Here is an 18,688-nt window from a genome sequence, read left to right on the forward strand (position 1 = left end):
CCGTCAGGAAGGGCGGGGCGGTGTGTTGGCCCCGGTGGCCCCAGCGCGGGGACGGGCCTCAGTACGGAGATGGAGGGGACCCTCATGGATCAGGCGCCAGGCGGACCGCGGGGTTCACAGGGCCCGCAGGACGCGCACAGCCTGCCGGGCTGCTATCGGCATCCGGACCGCGAGACAGGGGTGCGCTGCACCCGCTGCGAGCGCCCGATCTGCCCGGAGTGCATGGTCAGCGCCTCGGTCGGCTTCCAATGCCCGGAATGCGTGCGCGGCGGCTCGGGCACGGGACACGCACCGACGGCCAATCAGCCGCGTACCCTCGCGGGCGGCTCGATCGCCCGTGACCCCCGGCTGATCACCAAGCTCCTGATCCTGGTCAATGTCGCGGTGTTCCTCGCGATCCAGGCCAACAGCCGGCTGGTCACGGATCTCACCCTGATCGGCGCCTGGCCGCCGGCCCCGTTCACGCCGACGCAGGGTGTCGCGGGCGGTGAGTGGTATCGCCTGGTGACGTCGATGTTCGCGCACCAGGAGCTGTGGCACATCGCGTTCAACATGCTGAGCCTGTGGTGGCTGGGCGGTCCGCTGGAGGCCGCGCTCGGCCGGGTGCGGTACTTCTCGCTGTACATGGTGTCGGGCCTCGCGGGCAGCGCCCTCACCTATCTGCTCGTCTCGCCGTCCTCAGGGTCCCTCGGCGCCTCGGGCGCGATCTACGGCCTCTTCGGCGCGACGGCCGTCCTGGTCCGGCGGCTGAACTACGACATGCGGCCGGTCATCGCCCTGCTGGTGATCAACCTGATCTTCACCTTCAGCGTCCCCGGTATCGCGTGGCAGGCTCATGTCGGCGGTCTCATCGCCGGTGTGATCATCGCGTACGGCATGGTGCACGCCCCGCGCGAGCGACGAGCACTGGTGCAGTGGGGGACCTGTGGGGCCGTCCTGCTCGTCGTTATTGTGACGATCGTGCTACGGACCGTTGCCCTGGCCTAGCTCCGGCCCGGCTCCCTCTCCGGGAGGGCCGAAGTCCTGCTCAGCGGGGGGTTGTCCACAGCGTGTACCCGAACCTGTGCATGCTGTGGGGAACAACTGTGCCCCTCGCCCCTGACCTGGGTTTCCCCAGGAAGGGCAAGGGGCGAACAGGGGTCCGGATCCCGGTAGTCCAGTCACACCGGCGTCAACACCGGAGAGGTTATCCACAGATCGTCTGACCTTTTCCCCACTGTGGACAAGGGTTGTGGATAACTCCCCGGATAGCTTGGGGCAGAGCTATGTCCACCCAGGCGTAGGGCGCCGTTACTTCCACTGGGTGGAGACGCCGAAGCCCGCCGCGATGAATCCGAAGCCGACGACGATGTTCCAGTTGCCGAGGGCGTCCAGCGGAAGCTTGCCGTCCGTCACATAGAAGACGACGATCCAGGCGAGGCCGATCAGGAACATCGCCAGCATGACCGGCGCGACCCAGCTGCGATTGGTCAGCTTGATGGTGGTCGTCTGCTTCGACGGCGGCGGCGTGTAATCGGCCTTCTTGCGGATACGTGACTTCGGCACGAGGGTCTCTCCTGTCGATGCGCTGCGTGGCCGCGCAGGGAACTGTGGCGGGCTCCGGGGCAGCGTACGGGGAAGTACAAGGGGAAACCCAGTGCTCCCCCGGGCGTCCGTTAGCGTAGTGCTTCCTCGGCGCCGTAAGGAGTAAGGGTACGTTGAGCAATTCTGCCGACTCCCCCGGCATGGGCACCAGCCCTGCCCGGAAAAGACGCTGGCGCCCGGTGCGGGTGCTCACCGTAGCGGTCTTCGCGCTGGCCGGGCTGATCTTCTTCACCAGCTTCAATACGGCCAAAGGTACCAATATCCGTACGGACGCCTCACTGCTGAAGCTCTCCGATCTCATCGAGGAGCGCAGCCGCAAGAACGGCGATCTGGAAGAGTCGAACGGGGCCCTGCGTCAGGATGTCGACTCCCTCGTGGGGCGGCAGGACACCGGCACCAAGGCCGAGGGGGACCGGCTCACGGAGCTGGAGAAGCGGGCCGGCACCCGCAAACTCACCGGCGACGCCGTCTCCGTCACCCTGAACGACGCCCCGCCCGACGCCACCCCCAAACTCCCCGGCTACCCCGAGCCCCAGCCCAACGACCTGGTCATCCACCAGCAGGACCTCCAGGCCGTCGTGAACGCCCTGTGGAACGGCGGCGCCGAGGGCATCAAGGTGATGGACCAGCGGCTGATCTCCACCAGCGCCGTCCGCTGCGTCGGCAACACCCTGATCCTCCAGGGCCGCGTCTACTCACCCCCGTACAAGATCACCGCGATAGGGGACCCCGGCAAGCTCAAGAAGGCGCTCACCTCGTCCCCCGAGATCCAGAACTACATGCTGTACGTCAACGCGTACGGGCTCGGCTGGAAAGTGAAGGACGACGGGGCGGTGACTCTTCCCGGCTACTCGGGCACAGTGGATCTCCATCAGGCGGAGCCGGTGGGGTAGTCCGGTCGTTCGAGGTCCCGGGACGGGAGGGCCGACGGTGTCGGTGCGGGTGGTCATCAGGACGTTCAGCGAACTGTGTGTCACCGTCGGCGCCGTGATCGTGCTGTTCGTGGTCTACGTCCTGTTCTGGACGGGTGTGAAGGCCGACGGCGCCATGGACGACCAGATCTCCCGGCTCCAGGACTCCTGGGCCCAGGGCGCGCTCCCCGAGGCGCCGGCACCGGCACCGGACCCGACGGAAACCCCGGCCGCCGACAGCAAGTCCACTCCCGAGCCCGCGCCCAGGCCCGCCCCCTACGTGAACGGCAAGCCCTTCGCCGTCATGTACATCCCGCGGCTTGGTTTCACGTGGAACAAGCCCGTGCTCCAGGGCACCGGAACCGACACCCTGAAGAAGGGACTCGGCCACTACTCCGGCACCGCTCAGCTCGGCCAGGAAGGCAACTTCGCGGTCGCCGGACACCGCCGCACCTACGGCGACCCCTTCAAGGACTTCCCGCGACTGCGCCGAGGCGATGCGGTGGTGCTCACCGACGGCACGACCTGGTTCACGTACCGCATCGACAAGGGCCCCTACAAGACGCTGCCCACCGATGTCGCCGTCATCGATCCCGTACCGCGCGCGTCCGGCTACAGCGGTCCCGGGCGCTATCTCACCCTCACCACCTGTGAGCCGGAGTGGGGGCACAGCCACCGGCTGATCGTCTGGGCCCATCTGGACTCGACCCAGCCGGTCGAGCGGGGGAAACCGCCGGCGCTGCGACGCTGAGGCAGGCTCGGGCGGGTGCTTTGCGCAGACCGATCCGGGGCTTTGCACAGCTGACCCACCTACCCCACGTGCGGCCCCTTAGTCTGGGGCTGCACACATCCTCGACGGCAAGTAGGGACGGCATGTACGGCTGGATCTGGCGGCATCTGCCGGGCAACGCGTGGGTGAAGGCGCTTCTGTCGCTGATCCTTGCTCTCGCGGTCGTCTATGTGCTCTTCCAGTACGTGTTCCCGTGGGCGGAGCCCCTGCTCCCCTTCAACGACGTGACCGTCGACGAGGGAAGGTCGGCCACCCCGTGAGCACCCAGCCCGTGAGCGGCGCGCGCATCCTCGTCGTGGACAACTACGACAGCTTCGTCTTCAACCTCGTCCAGTACCTGTACCAGCTCGGCGCCGAGTGCGAAGTGCTCCGTAACGACGAGGTGTCCACGGCGCACGCGCAGGACGGCTTCGACGGCGTGCTGCTGTCGCCGGGGCCCGGAACCCCCGAACAGGCCGGTGTCTGCGTCGAGATGGTCCGGCACTGCGCCGCGACCGGGGTGCCGATCTTCGGTGTCTGTCTCGGTATGCAGTCGATGGCGGTGGCGTACGGCGGGGTCGTCGACCGGGCGCCGGAACTGCTGCACGGCAAGACCTCGCCGGTCGAGCACGGCGGCAAAGGCGTCTTCGCCGGACTGCCGTCACCGTTCACCGCGACCCGCTACCACTCGCTGGCCGCCGAGCCGGACAGCGTCCCGGCCGAGCTGGAGGTCACGGCCCGTACGCACGACGGCATCATCATGGGCCTGCGCCACCGTGAACTCGCCGTCGAGGGCGTGCAGTTCCACCCAGAGTCGGTGCTGACCGAACACGGCCACCGCATGCTGGCCAACTGGCTTGTGGAGTGCGGCGACACCAGTGCGGTGGGGCGGTCGGCGGGGCTCGCCCCGGTGGTGGGCAGGGCCACGGCGTGACCGCAGTGCGCCCCGAGCGCGACTCCGGCTCCGGATTCGGAGACTCCGGGGAGTACGGGACCTCGTACGGACAGGAGCCGTACGAGGTGCCGGGTGCGTTCGAGGCGCCGGGTGCCTTCGAGGCGGCGGTGCAGGGGCTCGCGGATCCGCTGAGCGACCCGCTGCCGGGACAGCGGCCCGCCGAACCGGCACGGCAGCCGTCCGCGCTGGAACCGGAGTGGTACGACCCGGAGCGGTACGCGCAGGACTGGTACGGGACGCCTCAGGCGCCGACACAGGCACAGGCGCCGACACAGGCACAGGCGCCGACACAGGCACCGACGCCCGTACCGGAGGTGTCCGTGCCGGAGGCGCCCGTACCGGAGCCCGAGCCCGTGCGTCAGGTGCCGCCTCCGGACGACGAGACGGTGGCGTTGCGGACCGCCGATGTGCGGCGAATAGCCGCGGAGGGGACGCCCCCCGCATCGTCCTTCGAACCGTCTCTCAGCCCGTCTACCAGCCCGACTCCCAGCCCGTCCCCCGACCCCCCCTTCGAGGGCCGGGCCGCGCGCCGCAAGGCCGCCAAGCGGGGCGGCGGGGGGCACCGGGCCACCGACTCCCCTTCCCCGGCGCAGTCCTCGGCGTCCGGTGCCCCGCTCTCCCGGGTCGAGGCCCGCCGCCAGGCGCGTGCGCAGAAGCCGGGCGCCGGCGTGCTGGCGAGCCGCGCGATCGGTGAACTGTTCATCTCCGTGGGCGTGTTGATGTTGCTGTTCGTCACCTACCAGCTCTGGTGGACGAACGTCCGCGCCCAGGCACAGGCCAACGGCGCCGCGAACCACCTCCAGGAAGACTGGGCCAAGGGCAAGCGCAACCCCGGCACCTTCGCGCCGGGCCAGGGCTTCGCGCTGCTGCACATCCCCAAGTTGGACGTGGTCGTCCCGGTCGCCGAGGGCATCGACAAACAGAAGGTCCTGGACCGGGGCATGGTCGGCCACTACGCCGAGGGCGCCCTCAAGACGGCGATGCCGGACGCCAAGACGGGTAACTTCGCGGTGGCCGGGCACCGGAACACCCATGGCGAACCGTTCCGCTACATCAACCGCCTCAAGCCCGGCGACCCGATCGTCGTGGAGACGCAGGACGCGTTCTACGTGTACAAGATGGCGAGCATCCTGCCGCAGACCCCGCCGAGCAACATCGGTGTGATCAGGCCGGTCCCGCCGGGATCGGGGTTCACGGGCCCCGGCCGGTACATCACCCTCACCACGTGCACCCCCGAATTCACCAGTAAGTACCGGATGATCGTCTGGGGCAAGATGGTCGAGGAACGGCCGCGCAGCAAGGGGAAACCGGATGCGCTCGTCGGCTGACCCACCCGACGCCACCCCGAACCAGCCGGCCGGAGCAGAACAGCCGGACAGAGCAGACAAGGCAGATGCAGTGGCAGCGACGACCGACCACGACGAGCGCACCGACACGCCCCCGTCCGCACCCAGGCGCCGGGCGCGGGGCCGGGTGGCCATGGCGGTCAGCGTCTTCGGTGAACTCCTCATCACCGCGGGCCTGGTGCTCGGCCTGTTCGTCGTCTACTCGCTGTGGTGGACGAACGTCGTCGCGGACCGCCAGGCCGACAAGCAGGGCAGCAAGGTACGGGACAACTGGGCGGACAGCGGTCCCGGCGCCCTGGACACCAAGGACGGCATCGGCTTCCTGCACGTCCCATCGATGGTCAAGGGCGAGGTGCTGGTCGAGAAGGGCACCACGTCGAAGGTCCTCAACGACGGTGTCGCCGGCTACTACACCGACCCCGTCAAGTCGGCGCTGCCGCAGGACGCCAAGGGCAACTTCACGCTCGCCGCGCACCGCGACGGGCACGGCGCCAAGTTCCACAACATCCACAAGATCAAGAAGGGTGACCCGATCGTCTTCGAGTCGAAGGACACCTGGTACGTGTACAAGGTGTACGCGGTCCTGCCGTCCACCTCGAAGTACAACGTGAAGGTTCTGGAGCCGATCCCGAAGGAGTCCGGCGCCAAGAAGGCCGGCCGCTACATCACGCTCACCACGTGCACGCCCGTGTACACCTCCACGTACCGCTATGTGGTGTGGGGCGAACTGGTCCGCACGGAGAAGGTCGACAACAAGCGGACCCCGCCGAAGGAACTCGGTTAGCCGCTCCGCCGGAGGGCGACAGAGCCCCGGTCCCCTTCGCGGGGGCCGGGGCTCTGTCCGTCGGTCCTTCGACCGTGCGGCTCTCGGGGTCAGTTCCTGCGGCTCAGGCCGTTCTGGCCGCCGAAGATGCCACCGTCGCCGCCTCCGCCGTTGTTGCCTCCGCCGTTGTTCCCGCCGCCGGGCAACGTCTGGAGTGCGACCTGGCTGCCGGGGGCGACCTGGGTGCCCGCAGGCGGGTTGGATGCGAAGACCATCGCGTTGTCGTCCTGGGGACCGTTGATCTGTCCGACCTGGAGTCCGACGTCCGCGAGCGCCTTCCTGGCGTCCTTGAGGGACACGTTGCCCAGGTTCGGTACGGCCACCTGCTGCTGGGCCGCCTTCGCCACCTGAAGGTTGACCACCGAGCCCGGATCGACCTGGGTGCCCGACTCCGGGGTCTGTTTGAAGACCTTGCCCGCTTCGACGTCGTTGTTCTCGACCTCGGTGCAGGTGCCGGTCAGCTTGTTGTCCTGGAGCTGCTTCGTGGCGTCCGCACAGCTCTGGCCCTTGACGTCCGGGACCGTGGACTTCGCCTTCTCCTTGGCGACGTCCAGCGTGATCGTGGAGCCCTTCTCGACCTCGGTGCTCGGGCTCGGGTCCTGGTCGAGGACGGTGCCCGGCGTCTGAGTGCCCGACTCGACCGGCTTCTCCTTGACGTCGAACTGGAACTTGTCGCCCTCCAGCTTGGCCTTCGCCTCCTTGATGTCCATGTCGATGACGTTCGGCACGGCCACCTTCGGCGCCCCGGTCGACACGGTCAGCGTGACCACGTCGTTCTTGCTGACCTGCGTACCGGCCGTCGGGTCCTGCGCGCAGACGCTGCCCTTGGGCTGGTCCTCGCACGGCTTCTTGGTGGTCTCCAGCTTCAGCTCGCGGTTCGCGGCCATGCCCTCGGCGTCCTGGAGGGTCTGCCCCACGAAGTTCGGCGCCGCGAAGGTGTCGCCCGCGCTGCTGTCGCCGCTGACGATCCACCTCCCGATCAGGATCGCGCCGACCAGGACGAGGACGCCCGCGACCACCAGCAGGACCGTGGAGGTGTTGTTCTTCTTCTGCCGGCGCCGGTCGGGCCGGTCGTCATAGCCGTAGCCGCCGTCGTCCGGGTTCATCGGCGGCAGCATCGATGTCGGCGCCCCGGCCCCGCCCTGCGCGGACATGGCCGTCGTCGGCTGGTCGTCGCCGTATCCGCCGTAGCCGACGGACCCCATGGCGGCGGTCGCGGCGACCGGCTGGCCGTCGAGGCACGCCTCGATGTCGGCGCGCATCTCGTCCGCCGACTGGTAGCGGTAGTCCGGGTCCTTGACCAGTGCCTTCAGGACGATCGCGTCCATCTCGGGCGTGATCTCGGGGTCGAAGACGCTCGGCGGCTGCGCCTCCTCACGGACGTGCTGGTACGCGACCGCGACCGGCGAGTCCCCGATGAAGGGCGGCCGCACGGTCAGCAGCTCGTACAGCAGGCAACCCGTCGAGTACAGGTCGGAGCGCGCGTCGACCTGCTCGCCCTTGGCCTGCTCGGGCGAGAGGTACTGCGCGGTACCGATGACGGCCGACGTCTGCGTCATGGTCATCCCGGCGTCGCCCATGGCGCGTGCGATGCCGAAGTCCATGACCTTGACCTGCCCGGTGCGCGTCAGCATGACGTTCGCGGGCTTGATGTCACGGTGGACGATGCCGTTGCGGTGCGAGTACTCCAGGGCCTGGAGGATGCCGATGGTCATCTCCATGGCCCGCTCGGGCAGCAGCTTGCGCCCCGAGTGCAGCAGCTCACGCAGCGTCGACCCGTCCACGTACTCCATGACGATGTACGGGATCGAGATGTTGTCGACGTAGTCCTCGCCGGTGTCGTAGACCGCGACGATCGCCGGATGGTTGAGGGAGGCGGCCGACTGGGCCTCACGGCGGAACCGGGCCTGGAACGACGGGTCGCGAGCGAGGTCCGCACGCAGCGTCTTCACGGCTACGGTGCGGCCGAGGCGGGTATCGTGCGCGAGATAGACCTCGGCCATGCCACCGCGGCCGAGCACCTGGCCCAGCTCGTACCGGCCGCCGAGGCGACGCGGCTCTTCCATAGCTATTCCAGCCCTCTCCGTCGGTCCCGACCGCACCGTCGTGCGGTCCGGCGGTGTGCTGTCCGGGCATACCGTACCCGGCTCGTCCTACCTGCTCCGGCCGTGACCGTCACCCGATACCGGACCGGTATCGCAACGTGCACCGATGTGAAGGGAACGTGACCGGGGTCACTTCTTACTGTCGATGACCGCCTGCATCACGTCCTTGGCGATCGGGGCCGCGAGACCACCGCCGGAGATGTCGTCGCGGATGGCACTGCCGTCCTCGACGACGACGGCGACCGCGACCGGCGAACCGTCGCCCGTCTTGGCATACGACAGGAACCAGGCGTACGGCTTCTCACTGTTGTCGACGCCGTGCTGCGCGGTACCGGTCTTGCCACCCACGGTGACGCCGGGGATCTGCGCCTTGGTTCCGGTGCCCTCCTTGACCACGGTCTCCATGATCGACTGGAGTTTCTGGGCGTTCTCCTTGTTCAGCGGCTCGCTCATCTTCTTCGGGCTGTGCTTCTCGATCACGTCCAGGCTCGGCGCCTGGAGTACCGAGACCATGTACGGCTCCATCAGCGTGCCGTCATTGGCGATCGCCGACGCCACCATCGCCATCTGGAGCGGTGTCGCCGCGGTCTCGAACTGACCGATCGAGCTGAGCGCGGTCTGCGGCTGGTCCATCGTGGTCGGGAAGATGGAGGCGTTGGAGCGGACCGGAGTGAACTGCTCCGAGTTGAAGCCGAACTTCTCGGAGGTCTCCAGCATCTTGTCCTTGCCGAGATCCGCGCCGATCTTGCCGAAGACGGTGTTGCAGGAGATCCGCAGCGCCTCGCGCAGCGGGACGTCCTTGCAGCGGATGTTGCCCTCGTTCTTCAACTCGGTCCGCGTGGTCGGCAGGTCGTAAGGCTGCGGCGAATCGGTCTTCGCGTCCACATCCGTGTACAGGCCGTGCTCAAGCGCCGCGGCGGCGGTGACCACCTTGAACGTCGAACCGGGCGGATAGGTCTCCCGCAGCGCCCGGTTGAGCATCGGATCGTCCGGGTCCTTGTCCTTCTGCAGGCTCTGCCACGCCTTGGTGTCCGTCGTCGTGGAGTTCCCGGCGAACGTCGTCGGGTCGTACGACGGCGTCGACGCCAGCGCCAGGATCGCGCCCGTCGTCGGGTCGATCGCGGCGACCGCGCCCTTCTTGTCGCCAAGACCCTCGAACGCGGCCTTCTGCGCGGCGGCGTTGAGGGTCGTGACGACGTTGCCGCCTTCCTTCTTCTTGCCGGTGATCATGTCCAGCGTGCGGCGGAAGAAGAGCCGGTCGTCATTGCCGGTGAGGATCCCGTCCTCCAGGGACTCCAACTGGGTCGCGCCGAACGCCTGCGACGCGTACCCGGTCACGGGCGCCCACATCGGCCCGTTCTTGTACGTCCGCTTGTACGCGAAGTCGCTGCCGTCGGTCTTCTTGGACCCGGTGATCGACTTGCCGTCCACGATGATGTCGCCGCGCGGCTGCGCGTACCGCTCGATGGTGACGCGGCGGTTGTTCTTGTTGGTCTGGAGGTCATCGGCCTGGACGTACTGCACCCAGTTGTCCCGCAGGAGCAGGGTCAGGATGAGAAGGCCGCAGAAGATCGCGATCCGGCGCAGGGGCTTGTTCACGGTCGGACCACCTGGGTCATCTCGGCGTCGGGGCTCGGGGCGGGGGCCGGCGCCGGGCGGCGCGCGGTGTCGCTGATTCTGATCAGGATGCCGATCAGCGCCCAGTTGGCGATCACGGACGAACCGCCGTACGCGACGAACGGCATGGTCATACCGGTCAGCGGGATCAGACCCATGACGCCGCCGGCGACCACGAACACCTGGATCGCGAAGGCGCCGGACAGCCCGACGGCGAGGAGCTTGCCGAACGGGTCGCGGGCGGCGAGCGCCGTACGGACACCGCGCTCCACGATCAGCCCGTAGATCAGCAGGATCGCCATGATTCCGGCCAGGCCCAGCTCCTCGCCGAACGTGGCCAGGATGAAGTCGGAGTTGGCGGCGAAACCGATCAGGTCGGAGTGGCCCTGCCCGAGCCCGGTCCCCAGTACCCCGCCCGATCCGAACGCCATCAGCGACTGGGCGATCTGGTCACTGCTCTGCTGCATCACCGTCTCCGAGAACGGGTGCAGCCAGGCGTCCACGCGCTGCTGGACGTGCGGCTCGAAGGTGGACACACCGACCGCGCCCGCGGCGGACATCAGCAGACCGAAGACGATCCAGCTGGTGCGCTCGGTGGCCACGTACAGCATCACGACGAACATGCCGAAGAACAGCAGCGACGTACCCAGGTCGGTCTCGAAGACCAGGATCAGGATGGACATCGCCCAGACCACGAGGATCGGGCCCAGGTCACGGCCGCGCGGCAGATACAGACCCATGAAGCGGCGGCTGGCCAGCGCCAGCGCGTCCCGTTTCACCATGAGATAGCCCGAGAAGAAGATCGCGATGACGATCTTCGCGAACTCACCGGGCTGAATGGTGAAACCACCGACCGAGATCCAGATCTTCGCGCCGAACACATTCAGACCGAGACCCGGCACCAGCGGCAGCAGCAGCAGCACCAGCGAGGCGACCATCGAGATGTACGTGTAGCGCTGGAGTACCCGGTGGTCCTTGAGGAGCAGCAGGACCGCCACGAACAGCGCCACGCCCATCGCGGAGTACAGCAGCTGCCGGGGCGCCGCCTCCACGAAGGTGCTGCGCGCCTGAAGGCGGTCCGACTGGTCGAGGCGCCAGATCACCACCAGCCCGATGCCGTTGAGCAGCGTCGCCAGCGGCAGCAGCAACGGGTCCGCGTACGGCGCGAACTTGCGCACCACGAGATGCCCCACGCCGGCCAGCAGACCGAGCCCGATGCCGTACCCCAGCAGTCCGGTCGGCACCTCGCCGTTCATCGCGAGCCCGACATTGACATAGGCGAACACGGGAATGATCACCGCGAACACCAGCAGGGCCAGCTCGGTGTTGCGCCGACTGGGCGCGCCGATCGAGCCGATCGTCGAGGTGTGCGTCGTCGTGTTGGTAGTGCTGCTCATGGCGTGACAGGGCCCCTCACGGCTCTTACTGCTTACCGCACAGCGAGACCAGCTTCTGCTCTTCGTCGGAGAGGCTGGGGCCGGGTGTGGGAGTCGGTGCGGTCTTGGTCTTGTTCGCGGGCTGAGTGCCGGGCGCGGTCGGCTGTGTGGTCGCCGACGCCTGGGTCGCGGGGGGCTTCGCCGTGCCGGACCGGCTGAGCGGCGCCTTTGCCGTGCCGTCCGTGCCGCCCGCCTGACCCTCACCGGTCTTGGCGTTCTCACTCTCGGCCGCCCGGCGCTGCGCGTCCTTCTTGCACGCCGACGCCTGCGTGGCCAACTCGTCGATCTTGTCGTTGGCCTGGACCAGGCCGCCCTCGGCGATCGTCGCCTCGACCTGCTTGCGCTGATACGGCGGCAGGTACTTGAGTTCGATCTCGGGGTGGTCCTTCTGGACCTTCGACAGATTCACCCACGCCAGGTCCTGGCTGATCCCCCGGTACAGCGCCACATGCTCGCCCTTGCTACCGACGAAGTACTGCGTCTGCGTCCAGCGGTAACCGCCGTAGAGGCCGGCGCCGACGACCGCGAGCGCCAGCACCACATAGAACGACCGTTTCAGCCACTTCCGGCCGCCGCCCCGCTTGACGAAGTCCTCGTCGCTGTACGCGCCGAAGCCCCCCTCGGGCGCGTACCCGGCCGGGTCGCCGCTGTCCGGTGGCCCGAACTCGCCACCGCCCGCGCCGCCCTGTCCAGGGACAGGCCGACCCAGACCCGAGGCGCGGCCCGCGGGCGTCTGCATGGCGCCGTCGTCGTGCAACTGGAGCTGGTTCTCGGCGACCGCGCCGACGACGACCGGCGTGTCCGACAACTGCTCGGCGAGGGTGTCCCCGCTGTCGATGTCGAGGACATCGGCGACGATCACCGTGATGTTGTCCGGGCCGCCACCGCGCAGTGCGAGCTGGATCAGCTCCTGCACGGTCTCCTGCGGGCCCTGATAGCTCGCGAGGGTGTCCTCCATCGTCTGGTGCGACACGACACCGGAGAGACCGTCGGAACAGATCAAGTACCGGTCGCCCGCGCGGACTTCACGGATCGACAGATCGGGCTCGACGTGATCACCGCTGCCCAGCGCGCGCATCAGCAGCGACCGCTGCGGATGCGTGGTGGCCTCCTCCTCGGTGATCCGGCCCTCGTCGACGAGCCGCTGCACCCAGGTGTGGTCCTGGGTGATCTGCGTCAGCACACCGTCCCGCAGCAGATACGCGCGCGAGTCGCCGACATGGACGAGGCCGAGGCGCTGTCCCGTCCACAGCAGGGCGGTGAGCGTCGTGCCCATGCCCTCCAGCTGCGGGTCCTCCTCGACCATCAGCCGCAGTTGGTCGTTGGCGCGCTGCACGGCGGTGCCGAGCGAGGTGAGGATGTCGGAGCCCGGCACGTCGTCGTCGAGCGTCACGAGGGTCGAGATCACCTCGGAGCTGGCCACTTCGCCCGCGGCCTGGCCGCCCATGCCGTCGGCGATCGCGAGCAGCCGGGGACCGGCGTAGCCCGAGTCCTCGTTGCCCTCGCGGATCATGCCCTTGTGCGATCCGGCGGCGAAGCGCAGTGACAGACTCATACGCACCTCGCCCGTCGGCTCCGGGTACAGCCGGTCGTGTCGAGCCACACTGCCCACCCTCCGGTCGGGAGCGCGCTGGCGTCCGTTGTACGGACCGCGTCGGCTCGCTCGCTCCGCTCGCTCATTGTCGTACTACTTCCGCAGCTCGATGACGGTCTTGCCGATGCGGATCGGCGCGCCCAGCGGAACCGGTGTCGGAGTCGTCAGACGGCTCCTGTCGAGATACGTGCCGTTGGTGGAACCCAGGTCCTCGACGATCCACTGGCCGTCGCGGTCCGGATAGATCCTGGCATGCCGACTGGACGCGTAGTCGTCGTCCAGCACGATCGTCGAATCGTGCGCCCGGCCGAGCGTGATCGTCTGGCCCTGCAAAGCGACCGTGGTGCCGGTGAGGGTGCCCTCGGAGACGACCAGCTTCGTCGGCGCACCGCGCCGCTGGCGGCCACCGCTCTGCTGCTGGCCGCGCTGCTGGGGAGGCGCGGCCTGCCGGGCGTTCTGCTGCGGGCGCGGACTCTCACGGCGCGAACCGCGCTGAGTGACACGCGTACCGAACAGGTCGCTGCGGATGACCTGGACGGCCACGATCACGAACAGCCACAGAACGGCCAGGAAACCCAGCCGCATGACCGTCAGGGTCAGCTCTGACATTGCCCCCGCTTCACCCTTCGGCTTGCCGGTAAATGATGGTGGTGTTGCCCACGACGATCCGCGAGCCGTCGCGGAGCGTAGCGCGGGTGGTGTGCTGTCCGTCCACCACGATGCCGTTGGTCGACCCGAGATCCTGGATCGTCGAGGGCGTTCCGGTCCGGATCTCACAGTGCCGGCGCGAGACGCCGGGGTCGTCGATCCGCACGTCGGCTTCGGTGCTGCGACCCAGCACCAGCGTCGGGCGGGAGATCTGATGGCGGGTGCCGTTGATCTCGATCCAGTGCCGCACCTGGGTCCCGGGCAGCGGTCCTGGGGCCGCGCCGGGGCGGCGGTCCGCGGCGCCCGGCCGGCCGCCTGGAGGCGGTGCAGCGGGCATCGGGGGCGCTCCCGCGGGCTGCGGGGGATAGCCGGCCGCTCCCGCGGGCTGGGGGTAGCCGTAGCCGCCGCGGCCCGCCGCCGGGTTCGCGGGGGGTGCCGGGTGCGCCGAGTTCGCCGAGGGCGGGGGTCCGCCGCGTCCCGGGGCGCCGGGAGGCATCGGGCCACCGCCGGCCCCCGGCTGGGACGTGCTGGACGCGAGGGTGCGGCTGCGGACGCGGTACAGACCGGTGTCGAGATCCTCGGCCTTCTCCAGGTGGACCTTGATGGGGCCCATGAAGGTGTACCGCTGCTGCTTCGCGTAGTCCCGGACCATGCCGGACAGTTCGTCTCCGAGCTGTCCCGAGTACGGGCTCAGCCGCTCGAAGTCGGGGGCGCTCAGCTCCACGATGAAGTCGTTGGGCACCACCGTGCGCTCGCGGTTCCAGATCGTCGCGTTGTTGTCGCACTCGCGCTGGAGCGCGCCGGCGATCTCGACGGGCTGGACCTCGGACTTGAAGACCTTGGCGAAGGTGCCGTTGACCAGACCTTCGAGGCGCTGCTCGAACTTCTTCAGGACTCCCATGGGGCACCTCCTCCTTCGTTGCCGTCCTGGTACTGCTTACTGATCGTATCCACGCGCCGGTAAATCGGCTGGTTCCCCCTGTCTGCCCGGCCGACGAGTGTCGACCCTCACAGGAATGCCCTGTGAGGGGGCCCGGGATCCTTCCGTGACCCGGCTGTACGCGACCCGGCCCTACGGGGCCCGGTCACGGGCCGGGCGGACCTCTCCGACAAGGGGATCGTAGAGGGGGCCTGGAGCCAGTGTCGCGCACCCGGAGAACACCCCCGCCCACTCCGGCGCCAGGGGGCGAGGCTGGTGCCAGGTTGAGACATGACGGGGACGAAGGGGCGGGGGCGGCGAGGGTGGCTGGGGTGACGGGAGGGGTGACGGGACGGGGTGTCGCGGGGTGGGGCGGGGTGCGGAGGGGCGTGGCGGGGCGTGGGAGGGACGGTGCGGGTGCCTTGTGGTGCGGGTGCCTGTGCCGACTCCGGTAATGACTCAACTACTCACAGTCCTGCCGGGTTCCCGATGTGACGGACTCCATGCGTCGAGGGGGGCGCGGCGGGTGGGCGCGGGACCTGGCCGGGAGGCCGGCCAGGGGCGAGCCTGGCTGGTCAGGGGCGCCGAATACGGATGTGAATCCACCGTCTCCCCCGTGCTAATCTTCTGCATGTCGGACGGCGTTCACCCCCCTGCCGGGGGCCGGAAGACAGCACCCATGCGCGGGTGGCGGAATAGGCAGACGCGCTGGATTCAGGTTCCAGTGCCCGAAAGGGCGTGGGGGTTCAACTCCCCCCTCGCGCACCAGCGAAGAGGCCCTCACGGTTCGCCGTGAGGGCCTCTTTCATGTGCCCGGCGGGGGGCGGTGGTGTGGCGTATCTCTCAGGGTGCGGACCTGTCCGGTGCCGGGGTCGGTGCGGGTGTCGATGCCGGTGCGGGCGCCTCGCGGTTTCCGCGTTTCCGTACCGGTCCTCCAGTGGATCCGTACCGGTCCTCCAGCGGAGCGCTCAGGCCGCCGAGATGAGTCGGGCGGCGAGGGACTTGGCCTTGGTGGCCGCGTCCTCCAGGGCCTTCTCGCGGGAGGCGTCGGCGAGCGGGATGAGTTCCGCCATGGCCGGCGCCGTACGGGCCAGGGTCAGCTCCGGGACGATGAAGTCGACGTCGAGACCGAGCATTTCGCTGAGCAGGTCGCCCAGGTAGTTCTGCACGTACTCGAAGGACTCCCGGGGAGTGCCCGGCGCGTACGAGCCGCCGCGGCTGGCGACGACCGTGACCGGCTTGCCCTTCGTCGACGAGGTCGGGCCCGCGGTGCGGCCCACCAGGATCACCTGGTCCAGCCATGCCTTCAGCGTGGACGGTATGGAGAAGTTGTACATCGGGGCGCCGATCAGCAGGGCGTCCGCGCGCTCCAACTCCTCGATCAGCACGACCCGTTCCGCGAACGCGGCGGCCTGCTCGGGGCTGTGCGTGGCCGGATCCGCGAACCCGGCGGAGGCCGCGAGCCCGTCGAGGTGCGGAACCGGGTTCGCCGAGAGATCGCGGTACAGCACCGTGCCCTCGGGGTGCTGGGCCTCCCACGCGGTACGGAACGCGGCCGTCACGGCACGGGACGCGGAGGCGGACTCCGGGAAGAGGGACGAGTCCAGGTGCAGGAGGGTGGCCATGGTGATCTCCAAAGGGGGGAGGGGAAGCGGGAGGAAAGGGGAGAGAGGGGAAGCGGGAGGAAGGGGGCGAGGTGGGGGGCGAGGTTGGCGCCACCGCTCGCGAATTCCTTCGTAGCTATTCTTAGCATAGGTGCTTACTTTTTTTCACCTCCTCCCTCGCGGGCAGTACCCTGTGAGGCATGGGGACCCCGGAAACGCATGGCGAAGAGTCCTGCGCGCAGGTCGATGTCGGTATGACCCGTGTCTTCGCGCTGCTCGGAAAGCGCTGGACCGGCCTGATCGTCGCCGTCCTCATCGGACAACCGGTGCATTTCGCCGATCTACGCCGGGCCATCCCGGGCATCAGTGAGCGCATGCTGTCCGACCGCCTCACCGAACTCGCCGCGGCCGGCCTCGTCGTACGCGAGGTCGTCGAGGGCCCCCCGCTGCGGGTGTCCTACCGACTGACCGAAGCCGGCGCGGCCCTGGAACCCGCCCTCAAGAAACTCGGCCAGTGGGCCGAGGAGCATCTGCCGGAAGAGGGCGGGGCCTGTCCGGGGCAGTTGTCGGGTGCGGAGGGCGCCGGGGGTGCGGGGGGCACGCGAGGTACGGGCTGCTAGTCCCGGCGGGTGAACGGGTTTTCCACAGGTCAAGGCTTGTCCACAGGGTCTGACGCCGATTCATGGGCGGCGGTACGGTCGTGGCCAGTTGATGTTCATCGGGTACGGATACCGCCAGGGATCCGTACCGGCTGCGGGGGAGGCGTTCGGGGTGGCCGACGGTGCGGTGGGGACGGGCTTGGCCACGGAGGCGGGGCGGCTGCCGAGGGTGCGTGGGTTCGCTCACGGCACTTCGGCGCCGGGCGTCTCGGCGGCAGGCGGCTCGGTCAAGGACGCGGGCAAGGCGCTGCGCGAGCGGGTACCCCGTAGCGCGCACGCGGCGCTCACGGTGGACGGTGCCCGGCCCGACGCCGTCACGGCGGTCCAGGAATCCAACCAGGGCCGGCTGACGGAACTCACACCGATACGGGTCGGCAGAATGGCCGCCACCCCCTTCGCCTTCCTGCGCGGCTCGGCGGGACTCATGGCGTACGACCTGGCACGCACCCCCGTCACCGGCGTCGGAGCCCAGATATGCGGCGACGCCCACGCGGCGAACTTCGGGCTGTACGGGGACGCGCGCGGCGGCCTGGTCATCGACCTCAACGACTTCGACGAGACCGTGCACGGCCCGTGGGAATGGGACGTCAAGCGACTGGCAGCGTCACTCGTCCTCGCCGGACGGGAGACGGGGGCCGACGAGGACACCTGCCGCAAGGCCGCCTTCGACGCCGCTGGCGCCTATCGCCGCACCATGCGCCTGCTCGCGAAACTGCCGGTCCTGGACGCGTGGAACGCCATCGCTGACGAGGAACTCGTCTCGCACACCGACGCGCACGACCTCCTCGGCACCCTGGACCGGGTGGCCGAGAAGGCCCGCAACAACACCAGCGGCCGATTCGCCGCGAAGTCGACGGCGGCGGTGGACGGCGGCGGTCGCCGGTTCGTCGACGCGTCACCTGTGCTGCGCCGCGTACCCGACGCCGAGGCGGCGTCGGTCGCGGCGGCCCTCGGTGACTATGTCGACACGCTCTCGGAGGACCGCCTCCCGCTGCTCGCCCGCCACACCATCCAGGACGTGGCGTTCCGGGTGGTCGGCACGGGCAGCGTCGGGACCCGGTCGTATGTGGTGCTGCTCCTCGACCACCGGGGCGAGCCGCTGGTCCTCCAGGTGAAGGAGGCCCGCGCGTCGGCTCTCCTCCCCCACCTGGCCACCGCCGGATTCGACGCCCCGGACGCGGGACACGAGGGCCGGCGGGTCGTGCTCGGGCAGAAGCGGATGCAGGTCGTCAGCGACATCCTGCTCGGCTGGACCACGGTCGACGAACTTCCCTTCCAGGTACGCCAGTTCCGCAACCGCAAGGGCAGCGTCGACCCCGCCGCCCTCGCCGCCGACCAGCTCGACGACTACGGCCGCATGACCGGAGCCCTCCTGGCCCGCGCCCACGCCCATAGCGCGGACCCCCGCCTGATCTCGGCCTACTGCGGCAAGAACGAGCAACTGGACGAAGCGATAGCCACCTTCGCGATCACCTACGCCAACCGCACAGAGGCAGACCACGCCACGCTGGTCGCGGCGATACGGGAGGGAAGGGTGACGGCGGAACTGGGGGTTTGAGGGGGGGCCGGCGCGGGCGTATCCAGCGCAGGCGTATGCAGGGCGGGGTGCTCGGCTTCGGCGGGAACTTTGAGGGTGGGGGCGGGGAGGGTGGGGGGGAGGGGGAGGGCCCCAGGGGTAGCGCGTTCTTGCCGTGTCTCTTCGGTTCCGCTTCTGTGAC

General features: G+C 69.0%; 17 protein-coding genes and 1 tRNA gene. 10 read left to right on the top strand and 8 right to left on the bottom strand.

Features of this window, described 5'->3' with window-relative positions; all coding sequences use genetic code 11:
* Nucleotides 1-84 precede the first annotated feature (84 nt).
* Nucleotides 85-987, top strand: coding sequence for a rhomboid family intramembrane serine protease (locus tag ACFVT5_RS27620; RefSeq protein WP_389893506.1), 903 nt, complete (start codon nucleotides 85-87; stop codon nucleotides 985-987).
* 303 nt (nucleotides 988-1,290) lie between these two features.
* Here the strand turns inward: ACFVT5_RS27620 and crgA are convergent, their stop codons facing one another.
* Complete coding sequence (gene crgA / locus ACFVT5_RS27625) at nucleotides 1,291-1,545, bottom strand: cell division protein CrgA (protein WP_389893509.1); 255 nt, start codon at nucleotides 1,543-1,545, stop codon at nucleotides 1,291-1,293.
* Between the two features lie 152 nt (nucleotides 1,546-1,697).
* Here crgA and ACFVT5_RS27630 point away from each other — a divergent pair, with 152 nt between their 5' ends.
* From ACFVT5_RS27630 to ACFVT5_RS27655, 6 genes are all read left to right on the top strand, one after another.
* Nucleotides 1,698-2,477: a DUF881 domain-containing protein gene (locus tag ACFVT5_RS27630; protein ID WP_389893512.1), complete on the top strand. Its 780-nt coding sequence runs from the start codon at nucleotides 1,698-1,700 to the stop codon at nucleotides 2,475-2,477.
* A gap of 43 nt (nucleotides 2,478-2,520) precedes the next feature.
* Nucleotides 2,521-3,246, top strand: coding sequence for a class E sortase (locus ACFVT5_RS27635; protein ID WP_389893885.1), 726 nt, complete (start codon nucleotides 2,521-2,523; stop codon nucleotides 3,244-3,246).
* Nucleotides 3,247-3,368: 122 nt separating this feature from the next.
* Entirely contained in the window at nucleotides 3,369-3,545 is a 177-nt protein-coding gene (locus ACFVT5_RS27640) for a hypothetical protein (RefSeq protein WP_389893514.1), read from the top strand.
* Between the two features lie 11 nt (nucleotides 3,546-3,556).
* A complete protein-coding gene (locus tag ACFVT5_RS27645) occupies nucleotides 3,557-4,198 on the top strand; it encodes an aminodeoxychorismate/anthranilate synthase component II (protein ID WP_389893887.1) in 642 nt (213 codons plus the stop codon).
* A complete protein-coding gene (locus tag ACFVT5_RS27650; protein WP_389893517.1) occupies nucleotides 4,195-5,547 on the top strand; it encodes a class E sortase in 1,353 nt (450 codons plus the stop codon). Before ACFVT5_RS27645 ends, ACFVT5_RS27650 begins: the two co-directional genes overlap by 4 nt.
* Nucleotides 5,548-5,617: 70 nt before the next feature.
* Complete coding sequence (locus ACFVT5_RS27655) at nucleotides 5,618-6,349, top strand: class E sortase (RefSeq protein WP_389893520.1); 732 nt, start codon at nucleotides 5,618-5,620, stop codon at nucleotides 6,347-6,349.
* An 89-nt stretch (nucleotides 6,350-6,438) separates the two neighbouring features.
* Here the strand turns inward: ACFVT5_RS27655 and pknB are convergent, their stop codons facing one another.
* The 6 genes from pknB to ACFVT5_RS27685 all read right to left on the bottom strand — a co-directional run bounded on the left by pknB (nucleotide 6,439) and on the right by ACFVT5_RS27685 (nucleotide 14,689).
* Nucleotides 6,439-8,454, bottom strand: a complete 2,016-nt coding sequence (gene pknB / locus ACFVT5_RS27660) for a Stk1 family PASTA domain-containing Ser/Thr kinase (RefSeq protein WP_389893523.1) — start codon at nucleotides 8,452-8,454, stop codon at nucleotides 6,439-6,441.
* A 168-nt stretch (nucleotides 8,455-8,622) separates the two neighbouring features.
* Complete coding sequence (locus ACFVT5_RS27665) at nucleotides 8,623-10,092, bottom strand: peptidoglycan D,D-transpeptidase FtsI family protein (RefSeq protein WP_389893526.1); 1,470 nt, start codon at nucleotides 10,090-10,092, stop codon at nucleotides 8,623-8,625.
* Nucleotides 10,089-11,507: an FtsW/RodA/SpoVE family cell cycle protein gene (locus ACFVT5_RS27670; RefSeq protein WP_389893529.1), complete on the bottom strand. Its 1,419-nt coding sequence runs from the start codon at nucleotides 11,505-11,507 to the stop codon at nucleotides 10,089-10,091. The genes ACFVT5_RS27665 and ACFVT5_RS27670 overlap by 4 nt, the downstream gene beginning before the upstream one ends.
* A gap of 25 nt (nucleotides 11,508-11,532) precedes the next feature.
* Nucleotides 11,533-13,101, bottom strand: a complete 1,569-nt coding sequence (locus ACFVT5_RS27675; protein WP_389893889.1) for a Stp1/IreP family PP2C-type Ser/Thr phosphatase — start codon at nucleotides 13,099-13,101, stop codon at nucleotides 11,533-11,535.
* A gap of 132 nt (nucleotides 13,102-13,233) precedes the next feature.
* The gene (locus ACFVT5_RS27680; protein ID WP_389893532.1) at nucleotides 13,234-13,749 is read right to left on the bottom strand and encodes an FHA domain-containing protein; all 516 of its coding nucleotides are present in this window, start codon (nucleotides 13,747-13,749) and stop codon (nucleotides 13,234-13,236) included.
* A 10-nt stretch (nucleotides 13,750-13,759) separates the two neighbouring features.
* Nucleotides 13,760-14,689, bottom strand: a complete 930-nt coding sequence (locus tag ACFVT5_RS27685; protein WP_389893535.1) for an FhaA domain-containing protein — start codon at nucleotides 14,687-14,689, stop codon at nucleotides 13,760-13,762.
* Between the two features lie 699 nt (nucleotides 14,690-15,388).
* Between ACFVT5_RS27685 and ACFVT5_RS27690 the strand changes: the two genes are divergently transcribed.
* Nucleotides 15,389-15,475: transfer RNA gene (locus ACFVT5_RS27690), tRNA-Leu, on the top strand.
* A 200-nt stretch (nucleotides 15,476-15,675) separates the two neighbouring features.
* On the opposite strand, the gene ACFVT5_RS27695 is transcribed toward ACFVT5_RS27690, so the two are convergent.
* Entirely contained in the window at nucleotides 15,676-16,332 is a 657-nt protein-coding gene (locus ACFVT5_RS27695; protein WP_389893538.1) for an FMN-dependent NADH-azoreductase, read from the bottom strand.
* A 179-nt stretch (nucleotides 16,333-16,511) separates the two neighbouring features.
* On the opposite strand from ACFVT5_RS27695, the gene ACFVT5_RS27700 reads away from it, so the two are divergent.
* Nucleotides 16,512-16,931 (top strand): winged helix-turn-helix transcriptional regulator, encoded by a 420-nt coding sequence (locus ACFVT5_RS27700; RefSeq protein WP_389893541.1) that lies wholly within the window; start codon nucleotides 16,512-16,514, stop codon nucleotides 16,929-16,931.
* A gap of 91 nt (nucleotides 16,932-17,022) precedes the next feature.
* Nucleotides 17,023-18,528: a DUF2252 domain-containing protein gene (locus tag ACFVT5_RS27705; protein ID WP_389893544.1), complete on the top strand. Its 1,506-nt coding sequence runs from the start codon at nucleotides 17,023-17,025 to the stop codon at nucleotides 18,526-18,528.
* The last annotated feature ends 160 nt before the right edge of the window (nucleotides 18,529-18,688 follow it).

The organism is Streptomyces sp. NPDC058001 (genome assembly GCF_042886315.1).
Taxonomy (GTDB): domain Bacteria; phylum Actinomycetota; class Actinomycetes; order Streptomycetales; family Streptomycetaceae; genus Streptomyces.

Coding starts and splice junctions, on each gene's coding strand:
- ACFVT5_RS27680 (WP_389893532.1), bottom strand. CDS start 13,749: ATGTCAGAGCTGACCCTGACGGTCATGCGGCTGGGTTTCCTGGCCGTT.
- ACFVT5_RS27685 (WP_389893535.1), bottom strand. CDS start 14,689: ATGGGAGTCCTGAAGAAGTTCGAGCAGCGCCTCGAAGGTCTGGTCAAC.
- ACFVT5_RS27670 (WP_389893529.1), bottom strand. CDS start 11,507: ATGAGCAGCACTACCAACACGACGACGCACACCTCGACGATCGGCTCG.
- ACFVT5_RS27640 (WP_389893514.1), top strand. CDS start 3,369: ATGTACGGCTGGATCTGGCGGCATCTGCCGGGCAACGCGTGGGTGAAG.
- ACFVT5_RS27705 (WP_389893544.1), top strand. CDS start 17,023: ATGTTCATCGGGTACGGATACCGCCAGGGATCCGTACCGGCTGCGGGG.
- ACFVT5_RS27620 (WP_389893506.1), top strand. CDS start 85: ATGGATCAGGCGCCAGGCGGACCGCGGGGTTCACAGGGCCCGCAGGAC.
- ACFVT5_RS27675 (WP_389893889.1), bottom strand. CDS start 13,101: ATGAGTCTGTCACTGCGCTTCGCCGCCGGATCGCACAAGGGCATGATC.
- ACFVT5_RS27695 (WP_389893538.1), bottom strand. CDS start 16,332: ATGGCCACCCTCCTGCACCTGGACTCGTCCCTCTTCCCGGAGTCCGCC.
- pknB (WP_389893523.1), bottom strand. CDS start 8,454: ATGGAAGAGCCGCGTCGCCTCGGCGGCCGGTACGAGCTGGGCCAGGTG.
- ACFVT5_RS27700 (WP_389893541.1), top strand. CDS start 16,512: ATGGGGACCCCGGAAACGCATGGCGAAGAGTCCTGCGCGCAGGTCGAT.